The following is a 17,895-nucleotide window of genomic DNA, read 5'->3' on the forward strand; positions in this document are numbered from 1 at the left end:
TCGCTCAAAGGTTCCTTACGCTGCTTTCGCTTCGTCCTCGATGGCGAGTTCGGCGCGCCACAGTTTCAGAACGGCGTCCTGAGCGTTTCTATGCGTCTGGTCCCCGTTGATCTGCCCGTTCGGGAACAGGTCATCTGGCAATTGCTTGTGCAGGCTGGCAATGCAGGTTGAATAGACGACGCGGTCCTGAAGTGCGGCGTGATTGGGCAGCACGGCTTCGAGCGGCCGGATGGCGCTGCGGTCGACGTTGTCGTTGGAAATGAAGCCGAGAACGGCCCTGGTGACATTCGTCGCGTCAAGCGTCTTTTTACCCGGCGTGCCGTTATCGAAACGGCGGGCAATAATATGCATCGGCTCCACCACCATCTGCTGCACGTGATCGAATACGGAGTTCAGTTTTTTCAGCACTGCAAGCTCGGTCAGGAGGCGATGCCGGAAATCATCATCAAAGGCCGGGCCGTTGCCGTCGGCAAGATTGCTGCCGGCGCCCGCCATGAAGTCGCCGACGACCTCCCGCAGAGTGCGCAAAGGGTCGGATTTTTGCAGCGTCTCGAATATGTTGCTGAAATTCTTGCTTTCCTGTAGAAGCTGGCGCTGCTGCTCGCGGAACAGGGCGGGGCTGCTCTCCAGCGTGGCACTGGTGACAGCGAGGCGGTTGATGGCGGACAGCGTCTCGCGAACGACACGCCCGACAGTCGCCTCGTCGAACTCGTTCCGGATGCCCAGTAGCACTGACTGGAACGCCTCGTCGGTCGGATTGTCCGTGCTGAAATGGCCGAAGATGATTTCCAGCGCCGCCAATTGTTGCACGGCGTCCGTGTCATACGCATGCAGGGCCATCCAGATTTGGCCATGGATATCGCGCCGTTGTGCATCCGTAAGCCCGATCTCGCCGGCACCGGCCAATGCCGCCCTGGTTGCCATCTCGTCGCGGATGGCGGAGAGACCTTTCAGCAGATTGCCGGTGGACTGCCGAATCTTTTCGCCAGTAACGCGCGCGAGCTGCGCATATTGCCGCTGCTGCTGATTCTGTTCGGTGCCGGCATCGCCGCCGGAGAACTCGCGGAAGGCGAGCAGGCGCAGAATCTGATCACGCTGCTCGTCGGTGTCGGACGTCGGGGAGGAAGTGCTTTCGATGTCCGGGCTGCTGCCCTTGCCGGCGACTGCCTTTCGGCCTGCGCGTTGCGTCATGTTACCAAGCGGGATGCGGCCGGCAAGAAATGCGCCGAGTTCTTCGGCGTTGTCCTGGAGATTGGCCAGCAGGTCGGCCGCCGGCAGGTTGAGGATTTCCACGCTCTCGCCCTTGCGTTCGCCCACTTTCGATCCGAAGCTGTCGATCGCCGCGCGAGCCGCCGCATTGGGCTCGAACAGGGGAGCGTTCAGGTTGCGGTCCTGCTGCGCCTCTTGCGTATCGGGCGGCAATTGCGTTCTGCCTGCGAAATAACCGATCTGGCTCATCAGACTCCCCTTTCCGTAATGACACCTGACGCCACATCCGCGCAGATACGTCGCGCGTAGCCCTCCAGCCTGAGGCCGCCGGCTGATTGTCTGGAACATTATCGCGCGGCCCGGCATATCTGCTTGTGCCGAAGGTCACAGAACGCGCATTTTGAGCCGCTGAAAGCAAACCGGAGCAACCGGTTGCTCCGTCCGTTGGTTCATACGCCAGATTTACTCAGGGAACGCTATCCGTTCCTCGGCCTGAGGCTCTCGAAGCCTGTGCCGCGCCTCTCCGGCGCGCCGGGCGCCTTCACTGGATGTTGCGCACGATGCCCTTCAGCGTATCTGCGACACTCTTGATAATGTTGGTGCGCAGGTTGCTGATCGCCGACCATGTGTTCATGGCAATCTGCATCGCGAACATACGTTCGGTGTCCGACAGGTTGGCGTTCGCCTCGATTGCCTGGATTTCCGCCTCTATGGACCGCATCTGCTCGCCCATGTGCGACTGGGCCCAGATGAGGTCGAGGCCGTCTTCTTCCGGCAGCTTGAAGGTGTCCTTGTTGGCGATCGTCGCCGGCGTGAGGCTGCTGCGTATCGCTGCGCCAGCGTCGAATTGCGTAATGGCCATTTCAATCTCCGTTTCGTTAGATTTCTGCGAGAAGCCGTTTTGCATGCTCAATAGCGTTTAGAATTGCGGTTGCAGCGGCATGCTCTTTGTAACTCAGCCCGCTATTCAGCGTGTTCTCAACCTCTGTTTTCGCGTGATCGAGCCGTTGCACGATTGCCGCTGAAACAGTTTCCCGCTCTTTCCGGAACAGCAACTCTTCCAGGTCGCTGACTGAAAACGGCGATATGTCGTCCAGTATGCCGGCCCCGGTCGCAGGTCTGTTCAGTGTCGCCTGGCTCATCGATCAGAGCCCTTCCTGCAGGGCCAGCGATTCCAGCCTGGCGCGATCAAGAACGATGATGGAGCGGTCGCGGATGGCGATCCATCGGTCGCGTTCCCACGCTTTGAGCGCGCGGTTCACGTTACTGCGCGCGCCTCGCGCCATCAGGCCGAGGTCGGTCTGCGTCACCGCCGGGCCGATGCAGGGATACATGCGGTCGCCGGCCTTGACGCGCGTGCCCAGCCCGTCCGCAAGCCGTAGAAGCGTTTGCGCGAGACGGGCGGCGAGGGTCCGGAGGCTGAGCATGCGGGTGAGTTCCACATAGCTGCGGTACCGGCGCGCCACCACGTGCGCCACGGCAGCATCGATTGCGGGAAACCGTTCCCGCAGGCTTCGGAACTGGTGCAGCGGCACGGCGGCGGCGGTCACGTCGCCAACGGCGCTCGCCATCTCGCAATGCGTGCCGCCCTCGAGGATGCCGAGTTCGCCAAAACTTTCGCCCGGTGGCAGGATGCCACAGAGCACAGCCGACCCGTCTTCCATCAGATAGGAAAGTCTGACGTAGCCTGAGCGGATGAAGTAAAGGTTGTCGGCGTCGTCATCCTGCAGATAGATGACGTCGTGCGGCGCGAAGACGCGCAGGATGAAAGATGCAGCCAGTGCAGCTTCTGCCGCTGCGCCCAGGTTTTGAAACTCCGTCGCGACGGAAAAGAGGCCTCTGCCGTCCGCAAGTGTGATCCCTCTCGCCAGAGGCGCCGGCGCATGTCCGTCGGGGATGGCATGCAGCGGCGGCAACGGCAGGGCGCCGATCAATGCGGGCGGCCCGGAAGGCATGCTGTGGGGCGAGGGCGCGATGCTGCTCATGCCGCATTATCCGTCAGACGACGCTCCGGCGCCGTGGGTGGCGTGTCATCGGTACGCTGCAACATATCCTCCATCGAACCGGCGCTCCATGCGGGAGGTTTGCGTCATTGACGTTGCGGATCACGTTTACGATTGATCTTTGACACATATGCTGAAAAAAGTCACTATGATTCGACAAAAATAGCGTATATAACGACTTATATGTCTAGGCGAGGCGAGGCGCGCTGGACGGGGTATCTCAGGGGGGGGTTGATGGCGGGCGCGGAACTCATAGATGGCGCGATCCTCAAGATCCTCAGCGGCGTGCAGTCCGGCGTCGAGGTTTCTCTCCTGCCCGGGCAATACGGGCTCGGCTCGGGGCCCGACGACGACATCCAGATCATCGATGTCAGCCTTGCGCCCGGCCATCTGGAACTGCGGATAAGCCATGCCGGCATACAGATCCGCGCAGCTGCCGGCCCCGTCAGAACCGCGAACGGCGTCGTTCTGGATGTGAACAGCGACTGGCAGGAGATCGAGCCGCTCGACGTTCTCACAGCCGGTACGACGCGGCTGGCGTTGGGCCCCTCGTCGGCATTGTGGACATCCATCGCGGATGCCGAGGTGGAAGCGGATCGCCCGCAGGCACCGGTCGCCGCGCGGCGCCGCCCTTTGCACACGCTGGCTCTGCCTGTGTTGGCGCTGGCGCTGGTCACGGCGATCGCCGTATGGTATCTGAATACTGGCGATATGGCGCGGCCAGGCGCGGGTGAATCGGATCTGGCCGGCTTGGAGCAAGTCCGTGCGGCCCTATCGACGCTGCCGTTTGCGCGCGATCTCGCGGTCGTGCAGCAGGTCGATGGCGTGATTACCGTCACCGGCTATGTAGACACCCAGGCCGAGCGGCGGGCGGCTGTCGGTGCCATCGGGGCGGCACGCGCCGGTGCACATCCGCGCATCTGGGTGCTGGAGGCGATGCGACAGGAAATAGAGGGGCTCATCGCCGCGAAAGGGCGGAATCTGTCCTTTGACGTGTCGCGGAAGGGCGCCGTTACGCTCGACGGCCGGATTCCGGACGACCGGGAGGCCGAAACCTTCGTCATGACCGTGCGCGAGGCGGTGCCGGGTGTGTCGTCGGTCGACTCGCGCCTGCGGACGCCGTCCACATTGCTGGAGCAGGTCAACGCTCTGGCCGATTCGTCGCAGATCAGGCCATGGGTGCTGCTACGTCTCGACGATGGCGTGATTGAGGCGACTGGCTCCGTACCGGTGGAAAAGATTGATGCTTGGTCGGGCTTCCTGCAGGTCTACGCGCGTCGCTTCGCGGCTGATATCGGGCTGCGGTCGTTCGTGCGGCTACAGGATGTGACGAGAGTGGCGGCGGAACTTCCCGTGCCGGCTATTTCCGCGAATGCCGTCATGATCGGCGTGCCATCCGCGACCAGCGCCGATGTCGTGCTCGACGTCGCCCGTGTGCAGAGGGGCGATTTCGCGCCGAAAGATGTGCTGGTCGATGCCGAAAGGCCGGCGGCGAAGACAAACAGCAATTTGCCGCTCGCCAGCGGAAATGTTGGGACGCTGGTTCGTCCGCTGACCACAAATGCTGGGCCGGGCGAGCACGAGGCGACCGGCGACGGTTCGCAAAACCCCTCGGTGGATAGGCCCGTCGAGCCGCAGGTGAGCGACTTGGGTGTAGTGCTGCCTGCGATTGTGGGCACGCAAGTCGCTTCCGGCGATGAGCCACAGCAGAACGCGCGCAAGGCGACTGGCGACGGTTCGCAAGACTCTTCGGCGGATAGGCCCGTCGAGCCGCAGGCGAGCGACTTGGGTGTAGTGCTCCGGGCGATTGCGGGCACGCAAGCCGCTTCCGGCGATCAGCCACAGCAGAATGCGCGCAAGGCGACCGGCGGCGGTTCGCAAAACTTTTCGGCGGATAAGCCCGTCGAGCCGCAGGCGAGTGACTTGGGTGCGGTGCTTCGGGCGATTGCGGGCACGCAAGTTGCTTCCGGCGATCAGCCGCAGCAGATGTCGCAGCCGTCGCGTGAAGCCGCGATGCAGCTGTCGGGAAACGATGGTGCCGTCAGTGCGCGCGGAACTATCGGCGAGGCGTCATCGGAGAATTCGCAATCTTCATTAGAGATCGTGTTACCGTCGGCGAACAGCGGTAACGGGTCGAATGCTGCCGTTGAGGTCTCCGGAGGCAATAGCCAACCGGTTCCCGTGCTGCCGCGTAATGCTGCACGGCAGCCATCCGGCAGCGTTTCCCTGTCTGGCAATGTCACGCCCTCGTTTCCATCACCCATTACGGACGAGGCCGCCGCGGCAGTCCTGCCTGCTTCCGCGCCGGCTAGGCACTTGACGCTTTCAGACAGCACACGTCTCCTGCTCCAGCAGTGGCGAGACGACCGCCTGCCATCCGTCAGCGGCGCGCAGCTTTTGCTCAATGCTCTTCAACGTCTCAGTGCAATGCTGCAGGATCGCCCCGACGACGTCACGCCTCCGTCCCGGCTGGCGCGGCAAAAATTGCACGATCAATATCTGCCAGCGCAAGGCTTGCAGGGCCACTCCGGCCATGACACCTGTTGGCCGGGTGCGGCGCTTGGGCCCGACGATGCCATGACGGCAGTATTCTGGCTCGACATTCTGAGCGTTGGCCGGACGCTGTCGTTATCAAGTTTTGAGCCGCGCTTCCAGCTCGTCATCATGGAGGCCGCGATCAATCCGCGCCGCACGATGCAATGTGTGATCGACGCCTATCAGGGTGGCACGGTCGCGGCGCAGTCGGTATTCCTGCGTGAGATCGGGCGTAATCCGGCTTTCATTCGCTTCATCGTGCGAGACATCGCGCCCCACACTCTCGACATTTCGGGCGCCGGGCCGGGCGCGCCGTCACGTTTCATCCAGACTCGCAGCGGCGAGAAAATCCATGAAGGTGCCGCGCCCGACATAGCGAGCCGGTTGCTTCTGGTCGGCGAATTGGGGGCAGTGCTGGAGGTCGCAAACGGCCTCGCCGTGGCGATTTACGGCGGTGAGTTGGCTTGGATTTTAGAATAAAATAATATTGTGAAATTTAATTACATAATAAAAACATGGAATTTTTTAAAAATTAATTAATTATTAAATATTTATATTATTTAGCAAAATAAACTTTATATATTGGCTGCCGTCAGCGTCGCGGCGCAGTGTCAGCCTGCTCGGTCGCTGCCCTTCTTCTTGTGACATCTGCGCGGTGGTCTCCGGCCTCCATGTCGAGCACGCCGTGGTCGAGCCGTCCCTTGTAGAGCGTGTTCCGGTTGCGTGCGACCCATGCCAGCACTTCCGCCACCGCGTCGAACAGTTCGGTGGGTACATAGTCGTCGACCTCCGCATCGGCGTAGAGTGCCTGTGCAAGTTGTACATTCCGGAAGACGGGAACGCCCGCTTCCTCGGCCTGCGTACGCAGGAAATGCGCGTGCCGGTTGCGCCCTTTGGCCGTGACGATGGGCAGTGGCATCTTCTCTGAAGTATACAGGATGACGACGGCGAAATGCGTGGGGTTCACAACAACGGCCGTGCCTTCGCGCGCTGCCGCGCCGCCGCCGTTCATCGCCAGTTCCTGTGCGATCTGGCGGCGCTTGCCCTTGATATGCGGATCGCCCTCGCTCTCCTTGAATTCGCGTTTGACCTCGTCCTTCGACATCATCAGAGTCTTGATATGGCTGCGCCGCTGATAGACGATGTCGACGACCGCGACGACGACGAAGGCCAGCGCGGAATAGACGAAGGTCTGAAACATGAATTGCGAGGTAACGCCAACCAGGCAGGACATGCCGCAGGAAAGAGATGAAATGTAGGCGCCGAGCGCATTCTTCACGACAAAATAGAGCAAAATAGAAAGGATGGCGATCTTGATGATCGACTTCAGTGTTTCGACGAGCTGCTTCATCGAAAATATGCGCTTGAACCCCTTCCCGGGGCTGATCTTGTCAAGATTCGGTTTCACTGCTTCCGCCGAGAACAGGGTTCCGATCTGGAAGTAGTTCGCGAGAATGCCTGCGAGAAAAACAACTCCGAGGACCGGCAGCATGATTCTGGTAATGTCATAGACAATGATTTCGATCGCCTTGGCGGCGTTAACCCTGAACTCACCCACTGAAAGCTGTGCGATTTTGTCGAACAGGCCGAGCAGCGTGCCCATCGTGTTGTGCCAGTTCACCCAGATGAAGGCGATCACCGCGAACAGCGACGTCGTCGTGACGATTTCCGTGCTGCGTGCCACCTGACCCTTCTTACGGGCATCCCGCAATTTCTTGGGCGTTGGTTGCTCTGTCTTTTCTCCGGATGAGTTCCCGCTCATGGCGTGCCGCTACTCCGTCACTGCCGAAGGTCGGGTACGGTGGCGGGAATTAGGATATATAAGTATTCGACGTATTGATGTATCTTGTAAATGTTTGATTCAGAATATATGAGCAATGCAGAAAAGTAAAAAACAAGCATGAAAATGGCGATTATACTCTTTATAGGCATCGCCAGTACGAAAACCTGAATCTGTGGTGCGAAGCGGCTTACCATCGCCAACGCGAACTCGGACAGAAACATGACCGCAACAACGGGGCCTGCCAGAATGACCACGAAACGAGTGGCGTGGTCCATCACGCCCAGTATGAAGATGGGGAATTCCGGCGAGATGACGGGAATGAAACGGGTGACAGGCCAGAGTGCAAACGACTGGTAGACCATCCCGAAAATGGGCAGCATCGCGCCGGTGACGAACACGTAGGTGATGAAGGCATGCGAGAACATGAGGGCGAGCGGAGACGCCTCGTGCCCCTGCATGGGATCGATGCTGGCCGCGATGGCTGCGCCGCGTTGGTTGTCGATCAGCGCGCCGGCCGCCTGCACCGACCAGAATATCCAGCCGACAAGATAACCCATGACGAAACCGAGCGCGTATTCCTTGGTGAACAGCAGGGCGAAGACGAAGACGGAGCCGTTGAAATGCAATGCGTACGGCATGTTGATCGGCACGCTGATGACTGAGATGGACAGCACGCATGCCGTGCGCGCCAGGCGCGGAACGGCTCCTGAACTGAGCAACTGGGATGTCGACAGGAAAGCGTAGAGGCGGGGCAACGACAGCAGTAGCGCGACCAGCTCCCCATGGAACAGATCCGCGAAAAGCAGATAGGCCGCCCTGAGTTCGTTCATGTCATGTCCGGAAAGCCGTTGAAGATCTTCAGCGTGTAGTTCAAGATTTCGCTGCCCAGAAAGCCTGCCACCGAGGCGATGGTGATCGCCACAGCGATGAGCTTGATGGCGAATGACAGCGTTTGTTCCTGAACCTGCGTCAGCGCCTGCAGCAGACTGACCAGAATGCCCACAACCGAGGCGACCACGATGGGCGGCATCGACAGCAGCATGACGAGCATCATTGATTCCGTGATCTGACGCAGGGCGACTTCGGGCGGCATGCATTTCTCCTCGCGTATCGATGCCGCGGATCGGGCGCGGCTCGCGCTGCTACGGGACATACGTCTTCACCAGTCCCAGAATGAGCCGCGACCAGCCATCGATCATGACGAACAGGAACAGTTTGAACGGCAGGGAAATTGTGAGCGGGCTAACCATCATCATCCCCATGGCGAGCAGGATGTTCGACACGATGAGATCGATGGCGATGAATGGCAGGTAGAGCAGGAAGCCGATCTCGAACGCTTCCCGCAACTGGCTGACGGTGAAGGCCGGCAGCACGACCGCGATGCTGTCACCGGTTAGCTGGCTTGCGAGATTCTCCGGCCACAAGGTGCGGGCGGCCTCCAGAAAGAATTGCTTCTCCCGCTCGGCGGCATGTGTGTTGAGGAACTGTGTCAGCGGCCCCTTGCCCGCCTGATACGCCTCCTGGATGCCCTCGACGGTCTTGAACGTATGGTTGCCCTGTTCGAGGATATTGTATGTTTCCGCCACCACGGGAAACATGATGTAGCCGGACAGAATGATCGCCAGCGCATTCAACGCCATGTTGGGCGGGATCTGCTGCACACCAATAGCGTTGCGCACGAGCTGGAAGACCACCGAAATCTTCACAAAGGATGTAGCGACTACAGCCATGAATGGCACCAGCGCCGCCGTCAGCAGCACAAGGATGAGATTCAACGGATCGATCAAGGGAAACTCCTGTCCGCCTGGCTGTCTCAGGTTCGCAGCAGGATTTTCGACAATCTCACCGCCAATCTGTCGTCGATCGCGACGAGATCACCGGTGGCGACCGCGCACCCATTGGCCCGCAGCGTTACCGCAACCTGGTCTGCGAGGGCGGGGGGATCGAGCGCCACTACGGCGCCGGGCTGCCATGTCTCGATTTCGGCCAGCGTGAAATCCCGCTCGCCGATGTCGAAATCGATGGTGATGGCAAGATCGGACAGGCACACGCTCTTAGCGGCGTCCTCCTGAGGCGGTAAACCGGGTTCAACATCGCTCTCGCCGTCCGGCCAGACCTGTTCTGTCACTGCACTTTCCCTCAACCGGCGGCGCCGTGTTTCTTCCTGCAGCCGCTTCCTGTTGCCGGCGACGAGCCATCCCTCGTCAGTGAAACGAAAATCCCACAAGATCTGCCCAATGCGCAGCCAGCGCCGTTCGAGAGGCGCCGCCGGCAGCAGGATGACGGTGCCCTCGGTCAAGCCAGCCAACTCCCGTGCCGTAAGCGGAAACGCGCCGAGCGTGAAGGCACTCGCCACAATCATTGTGCCACGGGCCTCTGCCCGCACAGCGGCGGGCACAATGGGCCATGCGGCCGATGTCGAAAGCAGCAGGCTGCGCGCGCAGCCGAACGTCAACCGCACCGGTTCCGGCGCGAGGCCGGCGAGGATTATGTCGAACCAAACGATGTCTGCGTCGGCCGTGGCGCTGCCCCATCCGGCGATGGCGACATCGCTGGCCGCGTCGGCCGGCAGGGTACGGCGGATGACGTCGACCATGCCCTCTATCAGCGCGTCGCGCAGCGTTGGCGGCAGCACCGGAAAGTCATCCACCGTCAGCGGCGTGTCGAACATGTCGGCGAACGGGAACATGCGCCACACGACGTAGGCTGCGCCGTCCCGGCCGAGGCGTAATTTCGTGCAGAGTATATTTGGCCCAGGGGGCGCCGCCGGCGTGAAGACCAGATGCGCCTTGCCGGCGAGGGGAAGGGCCGTCCCCGCGTGGCTGAGTATCGCATTCCACAGTGCTTCGGATTGTCCGATGCCGGGCAGGGCCGGCGGATGCCAGGGCATGGCCGTCATGCCAGGCGACCCGCGCGGCCGGCGACGGCGTCCGCGAGCGGCGACGCCGGAACATCCCCGTCGGCTTCATCCGCGCCGGCTTCCCGTCCGGCGGCGAGAACGCGGATCGTGCGGCTACCGAAGCGCTTCGACAACCTGTCCGCCAACGCCTGCGCGGCATGGACGGCGTCCTCGGCGAACATTTCACCGCTCCCCGCGAGCACGATGTCGAGGCCGCCGGCCGACAGGCGGATAGTAACGGCGCTGATGCCGTTCATCGCTCCCCCCAGATCGATGCTCAGGCTTCGCATGCCGTCGGGTGTGACGGCGAACTCCGCCCGGATCGCCCGTTCGACACGGACGGCGATGGCATCGAGCGCCTCCTGCAGCCGGGCGGGGGCGGCGGCCGTCGCTTCTGCCTGCTGGATGGCGTTGAACAGCGGCAGGGTCGAGCCCGTCCCGGCGCATGTTGCCAGCACGCGCTCATCCCCGGTGGCATCGGCCGACCGGGGGCTTCCGCCCGATGGCTCTCCTTCGTTCTCGGCGCTCGCTGCCTGGTGCAGACGGTGCTGGAAGTCGTCGGCGCGCATGGAGAGGCTTGCCGGTGTTTCGCGGCCTTTCGTGTCGCGCGGCCAATCGCCGGGAGGCCGCGCACCGGCCCCCGTTCGGGCGCCGGCGTGCTCTTCCTTCGCTTGTCGCTCGCCGAAGCCGGACCAGGTGCCGTTGCCGGAGGCGCCAGTGCCGTCACCTGCCGGATAGTGGCGGCTGCCGCCGCGGTCCAGCCGGTCTTCATCTCCTGTCCCGCCGGGGCGGTAGGGGCCGAGGTGGCTCATGCGATCCTCCGTGCAGGTCTGGTGAACAGGTCCTCAAGCTCGATTTCTTCCCTGAGCGCCGCCATTTCCTCGGCTTCGACCTGCATCGTCCCGGTAATGTCGATGTACTTGTCGCGGTTCTTCACGGCGGTTCGGTAGGCGGCGATCGCCTCGTCCAGCTCTTCCTTGCGCCGTGCCTCGATCTGGCGCGCGCGGTCCCAGTCATCGCGCAACGCCGTGTATTCGTGCTCGATGGCGACGATGTCCGCCCGCACGTCATCGAGACTCCCGATGCCGACGACGCGCCCCAGCACCCGGGCGTAGACGGCATCCTCACGCGCCGGGATCGTCACCCGGAACGCCTCGGCGGTTTCGAAGGCCCGTCGCGTTGCCTCGCGCGCCTGTTCAAGCTGCGCATGCCTGGCGTGCATGGTGTTCAGCGCCTGCTCCTGCTTGAGTTCCTTGATGCGCAGCAGCGCCTTCATCTGCCTGATCATCCGGCCAGCTCCGCAAGCTTGCGCAACGTGTCGTCGAACGTCTCGAACTCGTCCGTACGTTGACGCAGGAAGGCGTTGATGGCCTTGTTCTTCGCCACCGCGATATCGGTATCGGCATCGTTACCGGGCTTGTATTCGCCGACCTTGATCAGCAACTCGACGTCGGCATATGCGGCGAGCCACTGGTTAATCTGCCCGGCCAGCTTGCGGTGCTTTGCGGAAACGACGGCGTTCATTACGCGGCTCTTCGACGCGAGCACGTCGACCGCAGGATAGTGGTTTGCGGAGCCCAGCTTGCGCGACAGGATGATGTGGCCGTCGAGAATGGAGCGTGTTTCGTCCGCGACCGGCTCGTTCATGTCGTCGCCCTCGACGAGCACCGTGTAGAGCGCGGTGATCGACCCCTTGTCGTTCATGCCCATACGCTCCATCAGCTTGGGCAGGACGGCGAAAACGGACGGGGGAAAGCCGCGGCGCGTCGGCGGTTCCCCCGCGGCAAGGCCGATCTCGCGCTGGGCGCGGGCGAACCGCGTGACGGAATCCATCAGGAACAGCACACGCTTGCCCTGATCGCGGAAATACTCGGCGATGGCCGTGGCGGCGAAAGCAGCCTTGGCGCGCTCCATCGAGCTGCGGTCGGACGTCGCCACCACCAGAACGGACTTCGCGAGCCCCGCCGGGCCCAGATCGTGCTCGATGAACTCGCGTACCTCCCTGCCGCGCTCGCCGATCAGCGCGAGCACCGTCACGTCGACATCCGCGCCCTTCACCAGCATCGCCAGCAGCGTGGACTTGCCGCCGCCCGCCGCCGCGAATACACCCATGCGCTGGCCCTCGCCGCAGGTGAGCAACCCGTCCAGCACCCGCAGCCCGAGCGACAGCGGCCGGTCGATGATGCGGCGGCTCATCGGGGCCGGCGGGTTCTGGTAGATGGGGTAACGGGTTTCCGCCGCGAAGGGGATATCCTTGCCGTCGATGAAATGCCCCATGCCGTCGAGCATGCGGCCGAGCAGGCCGTGGCCCACGGCGATCGACTGCACGCGCCCGGTGCGGCGCACCTCGGTGCGTGGGGAAATGCCCTGCGTCTCCCCGATGGGCGACAGCAGCGCCTCGTCGTTCAGGAAGCCGACGCATTCCGCCAGCAGCTGTAGGCCCGTGGAACGAGTGAACAGCTCGACGATCTCGCCAATCTGTATTTCCGGCACCGAGGCATGGATGATCGTGCCCACGACCTTGCGCACCTTGCCCGTCGCCGCGTAGGGCACGAACGCGCCGGCGCGTTCTGCGAGCCGGCTTGCGAACTCGCCGGGCCATGCGGCGAGCAGCCGCTCCCGCTCCGCCAGAAAGATATCGAGATCCGGCGCATCAGCGTTCATCGGCGCCGCCTTCGTGTTTTCCGTCTCCGTCACCGACCGGCGCGACGAGGATGCCGGAGGCGATCTCGCGGACGATGCCGGCGAGTTCGTCGAGTCGGGAGCCGAGATCGCCCTCGACTCGGCCGATGCTGGTCTCCACAACGACGCGCGGCGCCGACAGCGAGGCGTCCTCGACGACCTCGATCAGTTCGAAGCCGGGGAACTCCGCCAGAATCGCGTTCACGCGCGCGCGGAAATAGCCCACCTGTTCGGAGGAGATGCGCAGCTCCGCTTTCTTTTCGCGGCGCATCTGCTTGAGCGCACCGCGCACCACCGCCATCGCCCGGGCGTCGGCGTCGAAGCCGTCGACAAGCTTGCGCATGGACGCCAGCACGATCGCCGACAGTTCGCGCTCGAGCGCCTGCAGCCGGGCGTCGAGATCGGCGCTCTGACGCAAGGTTTCCCGGGCGGCGCGCAGCCGGCCTTCCAGCAGCCCTTCCTCAAAGCCCCGGCGGCGCTCGTTCTCGCGCTCCGTCCGGGCTTCCTCAACGATCTCTTCCGCCCTTGCGCGCGCGTCGGCAACCAGCCGCGTCGCCTCCGCGACCGGCGCGAATGTTGCAGCCGGCAGGATGTGCAGGCCTTCGGGCAGCGCGAACCCGAGTTCCGCCAGCTGATAGCGCGCGCTCAACCGACGATAGGCGACCACGGCGGGAACCTCCGTTGAAGCAGTTTGACGATGTGCGCGCAGTGCTGATCGGTCAGCGGGGCAACCACGCCGGCGCCGTTTCCGCCATCGGGCGGGGGAGGATTGCGGATGGCGAACAGCGGCGCGAGGAAGGGCTCCGTCCTCTCCACCAGCAGGCATAGCGTCGCGTGCCCGGTTGCGGTTATCCGACGGCCGATATCCCGCGCCCGCTCGTCATCCGTCGCGATCGAAGCGTCGATGGAGAGCGAGCCACCCGCGAGGCCGGCGAGGGGGGCGTAAAGCACGGGTGCCTCACGTGTCGCCACCAGGTAGAAGTCGTTGCCGAGAATGCCGCGTAGCGCTTCGCGCTCGCTTTTCAGCGTGCACGACAGGAAATGCCGGTGGAGGATCGCCGCGCCGACAAGCAAGGACGCCTGGGCGACGACTGCGGGATCGTCCGTGGCGAGCGTGAGCGACAGACTGCTCGCGCTGCTGCGCCCGAGCTGGCGCAGATGCCCCGTATCGATGAAGATCTCCTCCAGTTTCGACAGCCGTGCGGCAGCGCGGTTCAGCGCGGCGCCGAAGCTTGCATGGCGCGCGATGGCGCTCATGCCGGCTACGGAAATCGGTCCGGAGCCGGTGAAATCGCCTACGGCGACGCGCGTCGCGCCGAGAGGGCGGGCGATCGCGGCGGCGATCCGGGCAGCGATGGCGAAATCGACATTGGGGCGGGAGTAGTCCTCGCCGGACGCCCGCGCATCACCGTCCGCTGGCAAACCGCTGCGAGCCGTTTCGTCGCCCGCAAGGCTCCGTTCACGCGCCGGTATCGTGTCCGGCGAGAGGGTGGCAAGCCGTTCCGCGCTCGTGCTGGCGCTGGCCGTGATGGCGCTCATCCCGCGCCTCCCTTTCCGCCAAAGCGATGCGGCGGCGCCACTCTCCCGTTTTGCCTGTGCATCGCATGGAGCCGGGAAATGGCATCCGTTTCCCGGTTTGAGGTGCCTGTTGCCGCGCGCTGTTGTTTCATGTCGGTTCGAGTGCGGATGGCGTGGCGTCGTCCGCGTTAGCTCTGGCCTTGCCGGTCCGCGCGCGCCAGTACAGATAGAGGCAGGCGATCACCGCGATCACCAGCAAGGCGACGACGCCGGCCACGATATAGAGGATTTCCCGGAAGCGGGCGGCGTCGGTTTCGCGTACAGCGAGGCCGGGGAGCAATTCGATCGTGGCATCGAGATGCGCGGAGGCGTCGGGCTTCATCGGCACGGCCTCCGACAGGATGACGGTGACGGCCGCGTAATCCAGGCCTTCGATGGAACTGCTGACGAGGCGCCTGATCTGGGGCACGAAGAAATCGAGGTCTACGCCCGCCTGATGCTTGATGAACACGGCCGCGGAGGCCGGCGTCGGCTGCTTGCCCATCTGCGGCGGATCGGGCTGCACGATGTGAACACGCGCCGCCAGAACCCCATCGATGAAACTCAGCGTCCGCGCGACTTCATCACCCAGCGTGCTCACATAGCGTACTTTTTCCTCGAATGGCGAGGACATGATGCCGGACTTCTGGAACACTTCGTTGATCGACGCATGTGAAATGGTAGGCAGTCCCTTGCCGTTGAGCAGGGCGAGCGAGCGCAGGACATCCCGCTCGTCGACCCGGATGGCGAAGCCGCTCTTGCCGGAGACCACCTTTTCCGCGGTGATGCCGCTTGTCAGCAACTCGGCGAGCATCCTGTTCGCTTCCACTTCCGTCAGGCCGGTGTAGAGATCGCTCTTGCAGCCGGCGAGCAGAAGCGCAAGCCCTACCGCCAGCCACACGGCCATCCGCCGCCAGCCGGATGCCGCCGGCCTGCGTTCCATGAGAAGCGCCGTGCACACCTACTGGCCCTTCATCAACTGGTCGATGGCCTGCGAGGCCTTGCCCGTCAGCTTGGACGACATGTCCAGCAACATCGAATACTTGGCTACTTCGATCTGCATTGCCGCCAGAGCGTTCGGAACTGAGAGATTTTCCTGCGCCACGCTGGCTATTCGCCCCTGCTGCTCGTCGAAAATGCCGCGCATCTTCTTCAGGCCGTTCAGGATCGAGTCGCCCGACGTGATTGAGGACGTCGTCTCGGGATCGGGCGTGCGCCCCTGTTCGCCCGCCGTTGCCGGGACGGTGACAACCGCTGGGCCGCCCGCAACGATGGGCGGCTGCTCCGGCGCGGGGTCAACGCGGTTGCGGCTCAACGCATTCTCGAATGCGATTGAAGCCTCACCTGCCTTGCGCGCACCGTGAAGCCCGCTTTCGGCAGGCGTAAAGGGCATTGCACCGAAGCTATTGGGTAGCAGTCCCAGATCAGGCATGGCTCACCTCCGATGCCATAACGAATACGACAATATAAATCGCCAATCAAGATGCAAAATTGAAATATTATTTAAAATAATACTTTGATATCAAAAGAAATTCTGAATAAATATCTTTTAAATAACGATGGGTATATACAATATTTTTTCTTATAAAACAGAAAAATACAAATTTTATGTAAGTATATTTTTGGCATGATGGCAGCCCCTTGGCGTTTTTCTTAACGCCGTCCGCGAGACTGGACAGCCTGAGTCCGCTGCTGGCTTTGCCCGCTCCAAGGAAGCTGCCGCTCCTCATGACAACGGGCGGGATGGCGTCTCCCGCCATCCCGCCCGTTCCGGTATTCCGTCCGGATGTCGCCGCCGGTCAGCGTGGCAGCAGGCTTTCGCCCATCAGGAACATATCGATGGCGTGCGCCGCCTGACGCCCCTCGCGGATCGCCCAAACGACGAGCGATTGGCCGCGCCGCATGTCGCCTGCCGCGAACACCTTGTCGCGCGATGTGCGATAGGCCTGCGTGTCGGCGGCGACGTTGCCGCGCCGGTCGAGTGCCACGCCCGCCTGTTCGAGCATGCCTTCGTGAAGGGGGCTGGCGAAGCCGATGGCGATGAACACGAGATCGGCCCGGCGGATGAACTCGCTGCCGGGAATGGGCTTGCGTTTCTCGTCCACGCGGGCGCACCGCACGCCCGTCACCAGCCCGTTCTTGCCCTCAAGGCCGAGCGTCGCCGCCTGGAACTCGCGCTCGGCGCCTTCCGCCTGGCTCGACGAGGTGCGGAACTTCGTCGGCCAGTAAGGCCACACGGCGAGCTTGTCCTCATGCAGGGGTGGCATGGGGCGGATGTCGAGCTGCGTGACCGACAGGGCGCCCTGCCGGAAGGCTGTGCCGACGCAGTCGGAGGCCGTGTCGCCGCCGCCAACCACCACCACATGCTTGCCGGTTGCCAGGATGGGTTCCTCCTGCGCCGGCAGTTCCTCATCGCCGTTACGCCGGTTTTGCTGGATCAGGTATGGCATCGCGTAGTAGACGCCCTTGAGGTTGGTGCCCGGCAGTTGCGGGTCGCGCGGCTTTTCCGAGCCCCCCGTCAGCAGCACCGCGTCGAAGCCGGCGACCAGATCGTCGAACGGGTGCGTGACACCGACATTGACGCCGTAGTGGAAGCGCACGCCCTCGGCCTCCATCTGCGCGACGCGCCGGTCGATATGGTGCTTCTCCATCTTGAAGTCCGGGATGCCATAGCGCAGCAGGCCGCCGGCCTTCGGCTCGCGCTCGAAGACATGCACCTCATGGCCGGCGCGCGCGAGCTGCTGCGCCGCCGCAAGCCCGGCCGGGCCCGAGCCGATGACCGCGATCCTCTTGTCCGTTTGCCGGTCCGCGATCTCTGGCACGATCCAGCCTTCGTCCCACGCCTTGTCGGCGATGGTCTGCTCGATGGATTTGATCGTCACCGGCATGTTTTCCAGGTTCAGCGTGCAGGCTTCCTCGCAGGGCGCGGGGCAGATGCGGCCGGTGAACTCCGGGAAGTTGTTGGTGGAGTGGAGATTGAGCGCCGCCTCCTTCCAGTCCTGATGGTAGACGAGGTCGTTCCAGTCCGGAATCTGGTTGTGGACCGGGCAGCCCGTGTCGCCGTGGCAGAACGGGATGCCGCAATCCATGCAGCGCGCGGCCTGCCGCTCGACGTCCTTGTCGTCGAGGGGGAGCGTGAACTCGCGAAAATGGCGCACCCGGTCGCCGGCCGGCTCGTACTTGCCTTCCTGCCGGTCGTATTCGAGAAATCCTGTCACCTTGCCCAT

General features: G+C 63.0%; 18 protein-coding genes. 1 reads left to right on the forward strand and 17 read right to left on the reverse strand.

The window, feature by feature from the left end; genetic code table 11:
- Positions 1-15: 15 nt before the first annotated feature.
- The 4 genes from FHS82_RS16210 to FHS82_RS16225 form a co-directional block, all read right to left on the reverse strand.
- Positions 16-1,575 (reverse strand): hypothetical protein, encoded by a 1,560-nt coding sequence (locus tag FHS82_RS16210; RefSeq protein ID WP_166954702.1) that lies wholly within the window; start codon positions 1,573-1,575, stop codon positions 16-18.
- Positions 1,576-1,750: 175 nt separating this feature from the next.
- The gene (locus FHS82_RS16215) at positions 1,751-2,071 is read right to left on the reverse strand and encodes an EscF/YscF/HrpA family type III secretion system needle major subunit (RefSeq protein ID WP_166954704.1); all 321 of its coding nucleotides are present in this window, start codon (positions 2,069-2,071) and stop codon (positions 1,751-1,753) included.
- Between the two features lie 16 nt (positions 2,072-2,087).
- Positions 2,088-2,351: an EscE/YscE/SsaE family type III secretion system needle protein co-chaperone gene (locus FHS82_RS16220; protein ID WP_166954706.1), complete on the reverse strand. Its 264-nt coding sequence runs from the start codon at positions 2,349-2,351 to the stop codon at positions 2,088-2,090.
- Between the two features lie 3 nt (positions 2,352-2,354).
- The gene (locus tag FHS82_RS16225; RefSeq protein ID WP_166954708.1) at positions 2,355-3,194 is read right to left on the reverse strand and encodes a Crp/Fnr family transcriptional regulator; all 840 of its coding nucleotides are present in this window, start codon (positions 3,192-3,194) and stop codon (positions 2,355-2,357) included.
- 252 nt (positions 3,195-3,446) lie between these two features.
- On the opposite strand from FHS82_RS16225, the gene FHS82_RS16230 reads away from it, so the two are divergent.
- Complete coding sequence (locus tag FHS82_RS16230) at positions 3,447-6,227, forward strand: FHA domain-containing protein (protein ID WP_166954710.1); 2,781 nt, start codon at positions 3,447-3,449, stop codon at positions 6,225-6,227.
- A gap of 112 nt (positions 6,228-6,339) precedes the next feature.
- Here FHS82_RS16230 and sctU read toward each other — a convergent pair whose 3' ends face one another.
- The 13 genes from sctU to FHS82_RS16300 form a co-directional block, all read right to left on the reverse strand.
- Complete coding sequence (sctU, locus tag FHS82_RS16235) at positions 6,340-7,509, reverse strand: type III secretion system export apparatus subunit SctU (RefSeq protein ID WP_166954712.1); 1,170 nt, start codon at positions 7,507-7,509, stop codon at positions 6,340-6,342.
- A 17-nt stretch (positions 7,510-7,526) separates the two neighbouring features.
- The gene (sctT, locus tag FHS82_RS16240; RefSeq protein WP_166954714.1) at positions 7,527-8,360 is read right to left on the reverse strand and encodes a type III secretion system export apparatus subunit SctT; all 834 of its coding nucleotides are present in this window, start codon (positions 8,358-8,360) and stop codon (positions 7,527-7,529) included.
- Positions 8,357-8,623, reverse strand: coding sequence for a type III secretion system export apparatus subunit SctS (gene sctS, locus FHS82_RS16245; RefSeq protein ID WP_166954716.1), 267 nt, complete (start codon positions 8,621-8,623; stop codon positions 8,357-8,359). Before sctS ends, sctT begins: the two co-directional genes overlap by 4 nt.
- 49 nt (positions 8,624-8,672) lie before the next feature.
- Positions 8,673-9,317: a type III secretion system export apparatus subunit SctR gene (gene sctR / locus FHS82_RS16250; RefSeq protein WP_208394287.1), complete on the reverse strand. Its 645-nt coding sequence runs from the start codon at positions 9,315-9,317 to the stop codon at positions 8,673-8,675.
- A 26-nt stretch (positions 9,318-9,343) separates the two neighbouring features.
- On the reverse strand, positions 9,344-10,429 hold the full coding sequence (locus tag FHS82_RS16255; RefSeq protein ID WP_166954718.1) for a FliM/FliN family flagellar motor switch protein: 1,086 nt from the start codon (positions 10,427-10,429) through the stop codon (positions 9,344-9,346).
- Entirely contained in the window at positions 10,426-11,241 is an 816-nt protein-coding gene (locus FHS82_RS16260) for a hypothetical protein (protein ID WP_166954720.1), read from the reverse strand. The genes FHS82_RS16255 and FHS82_RS16260 overlap by 4 nt, the downstream gene beginning before the upstream one ends.
- The gene (gene sctO / locus FHS82_RS16265) at positions 11,238-11,717 is read right to left on the reverse strand and encodes a type III secretion system stalk subunit SctO (protein WP_166954722.1); all 480 of its coding nucleotides are present in this window, start codon (positions 11,715-11,717) and stop codon (positions 11,238-11,240) included. Before sctO ends, FHS82_RS16260 begins: the two co-directional genes overlap by 4 nt.
- Positions 11,714-13,093, reverse strand: coding sequence for a type III secretion system ATPase SctN (sctN, locus tag FHS82_RS16270; protein ID WP_166954724.1), 1,380 nt, complete (start codon positions 13,091-13,093; stop codon positions 11,714-11,716). Before sctN ends, sctO begins: the two co-directional genes overlap by 4 nt.
- On the reverse strand, positions 13,083-13,778 hold the full coding sequence (sctL, locus tag FHS82_RS16275) for a type III secretion system stator protein SctL (RefSeq protein ID WP_166954726.1): 696 nt from the start codon (positions 13,776-13,778) through the stop codon (positions 13,083-13,085). The genes sctN and sctL overlap by 11 nt, the downstream gene beginning before the upstream one ends.
- Entirely contained in the window at positions 13,757-14,650 is an 894-nt protein-coding gene (locus FHS82_RS16280) for a hypothetical protein (protein WP_166954728.1), read from the reverse strand. Before FHS82_RS16280 ends, sctL begins: the two co-directional genes overlap by 22 nt.
- Before the next feature lie 127 nt (positions 14,651-14,777).
- Positions 14,778-15,611: a type III secretion system inner membrane ring lipoprotein SctJ gene (gene sctJ, locus FHS82_RS16285; protein WP_166954730.1), complete on the reverse strand. Its 834-nt coding sequence runs from the start codon at positions 15,609-15,611 to the stop codon at positions 14,778-14,780.
- 18 nt (positions 15,612-15,629) lie between these two features.
- Positions 15,630-16,100 carry an EscF/YscF/HrpA family type III secretion system needle major subunit gene (locus tag FHS82_RS16290; RefSeq protein ID WP_166954733.1) on the reverse strand — a complete coding sequence of 157 codons (471 nt, stop codon included), beginning with the start codon at positions 16,098-16,100 and terminating at the stop codon, positions 15,630-15,632.
- A 367-nt stretch (positions 16,101-16,467) separates the two neighbouring features.
- Positions 16,468-17,895 carry a glutamate synthase subunit beta gene (locus tag FHS82_RS16300; protein WP_166954737.1) on the reverse strand — a complete coding sequence of 476 codons (1,428 nt, stop codon included), beginning with the start codon at positions 17,893-17,895 and terminating at the stop codon, positions 16,468-16,470.

The organism is Pseudochelatococcus lubricantis, from assembly GCF_011762225.1.
Lineage (GTDB): Bacteria > Pseudomonadota > Alphaproteobacteria > Rhizobiales > Beijerinckiaceae > Pseudochelatococcus > Pseudochelatococcus lubricantis.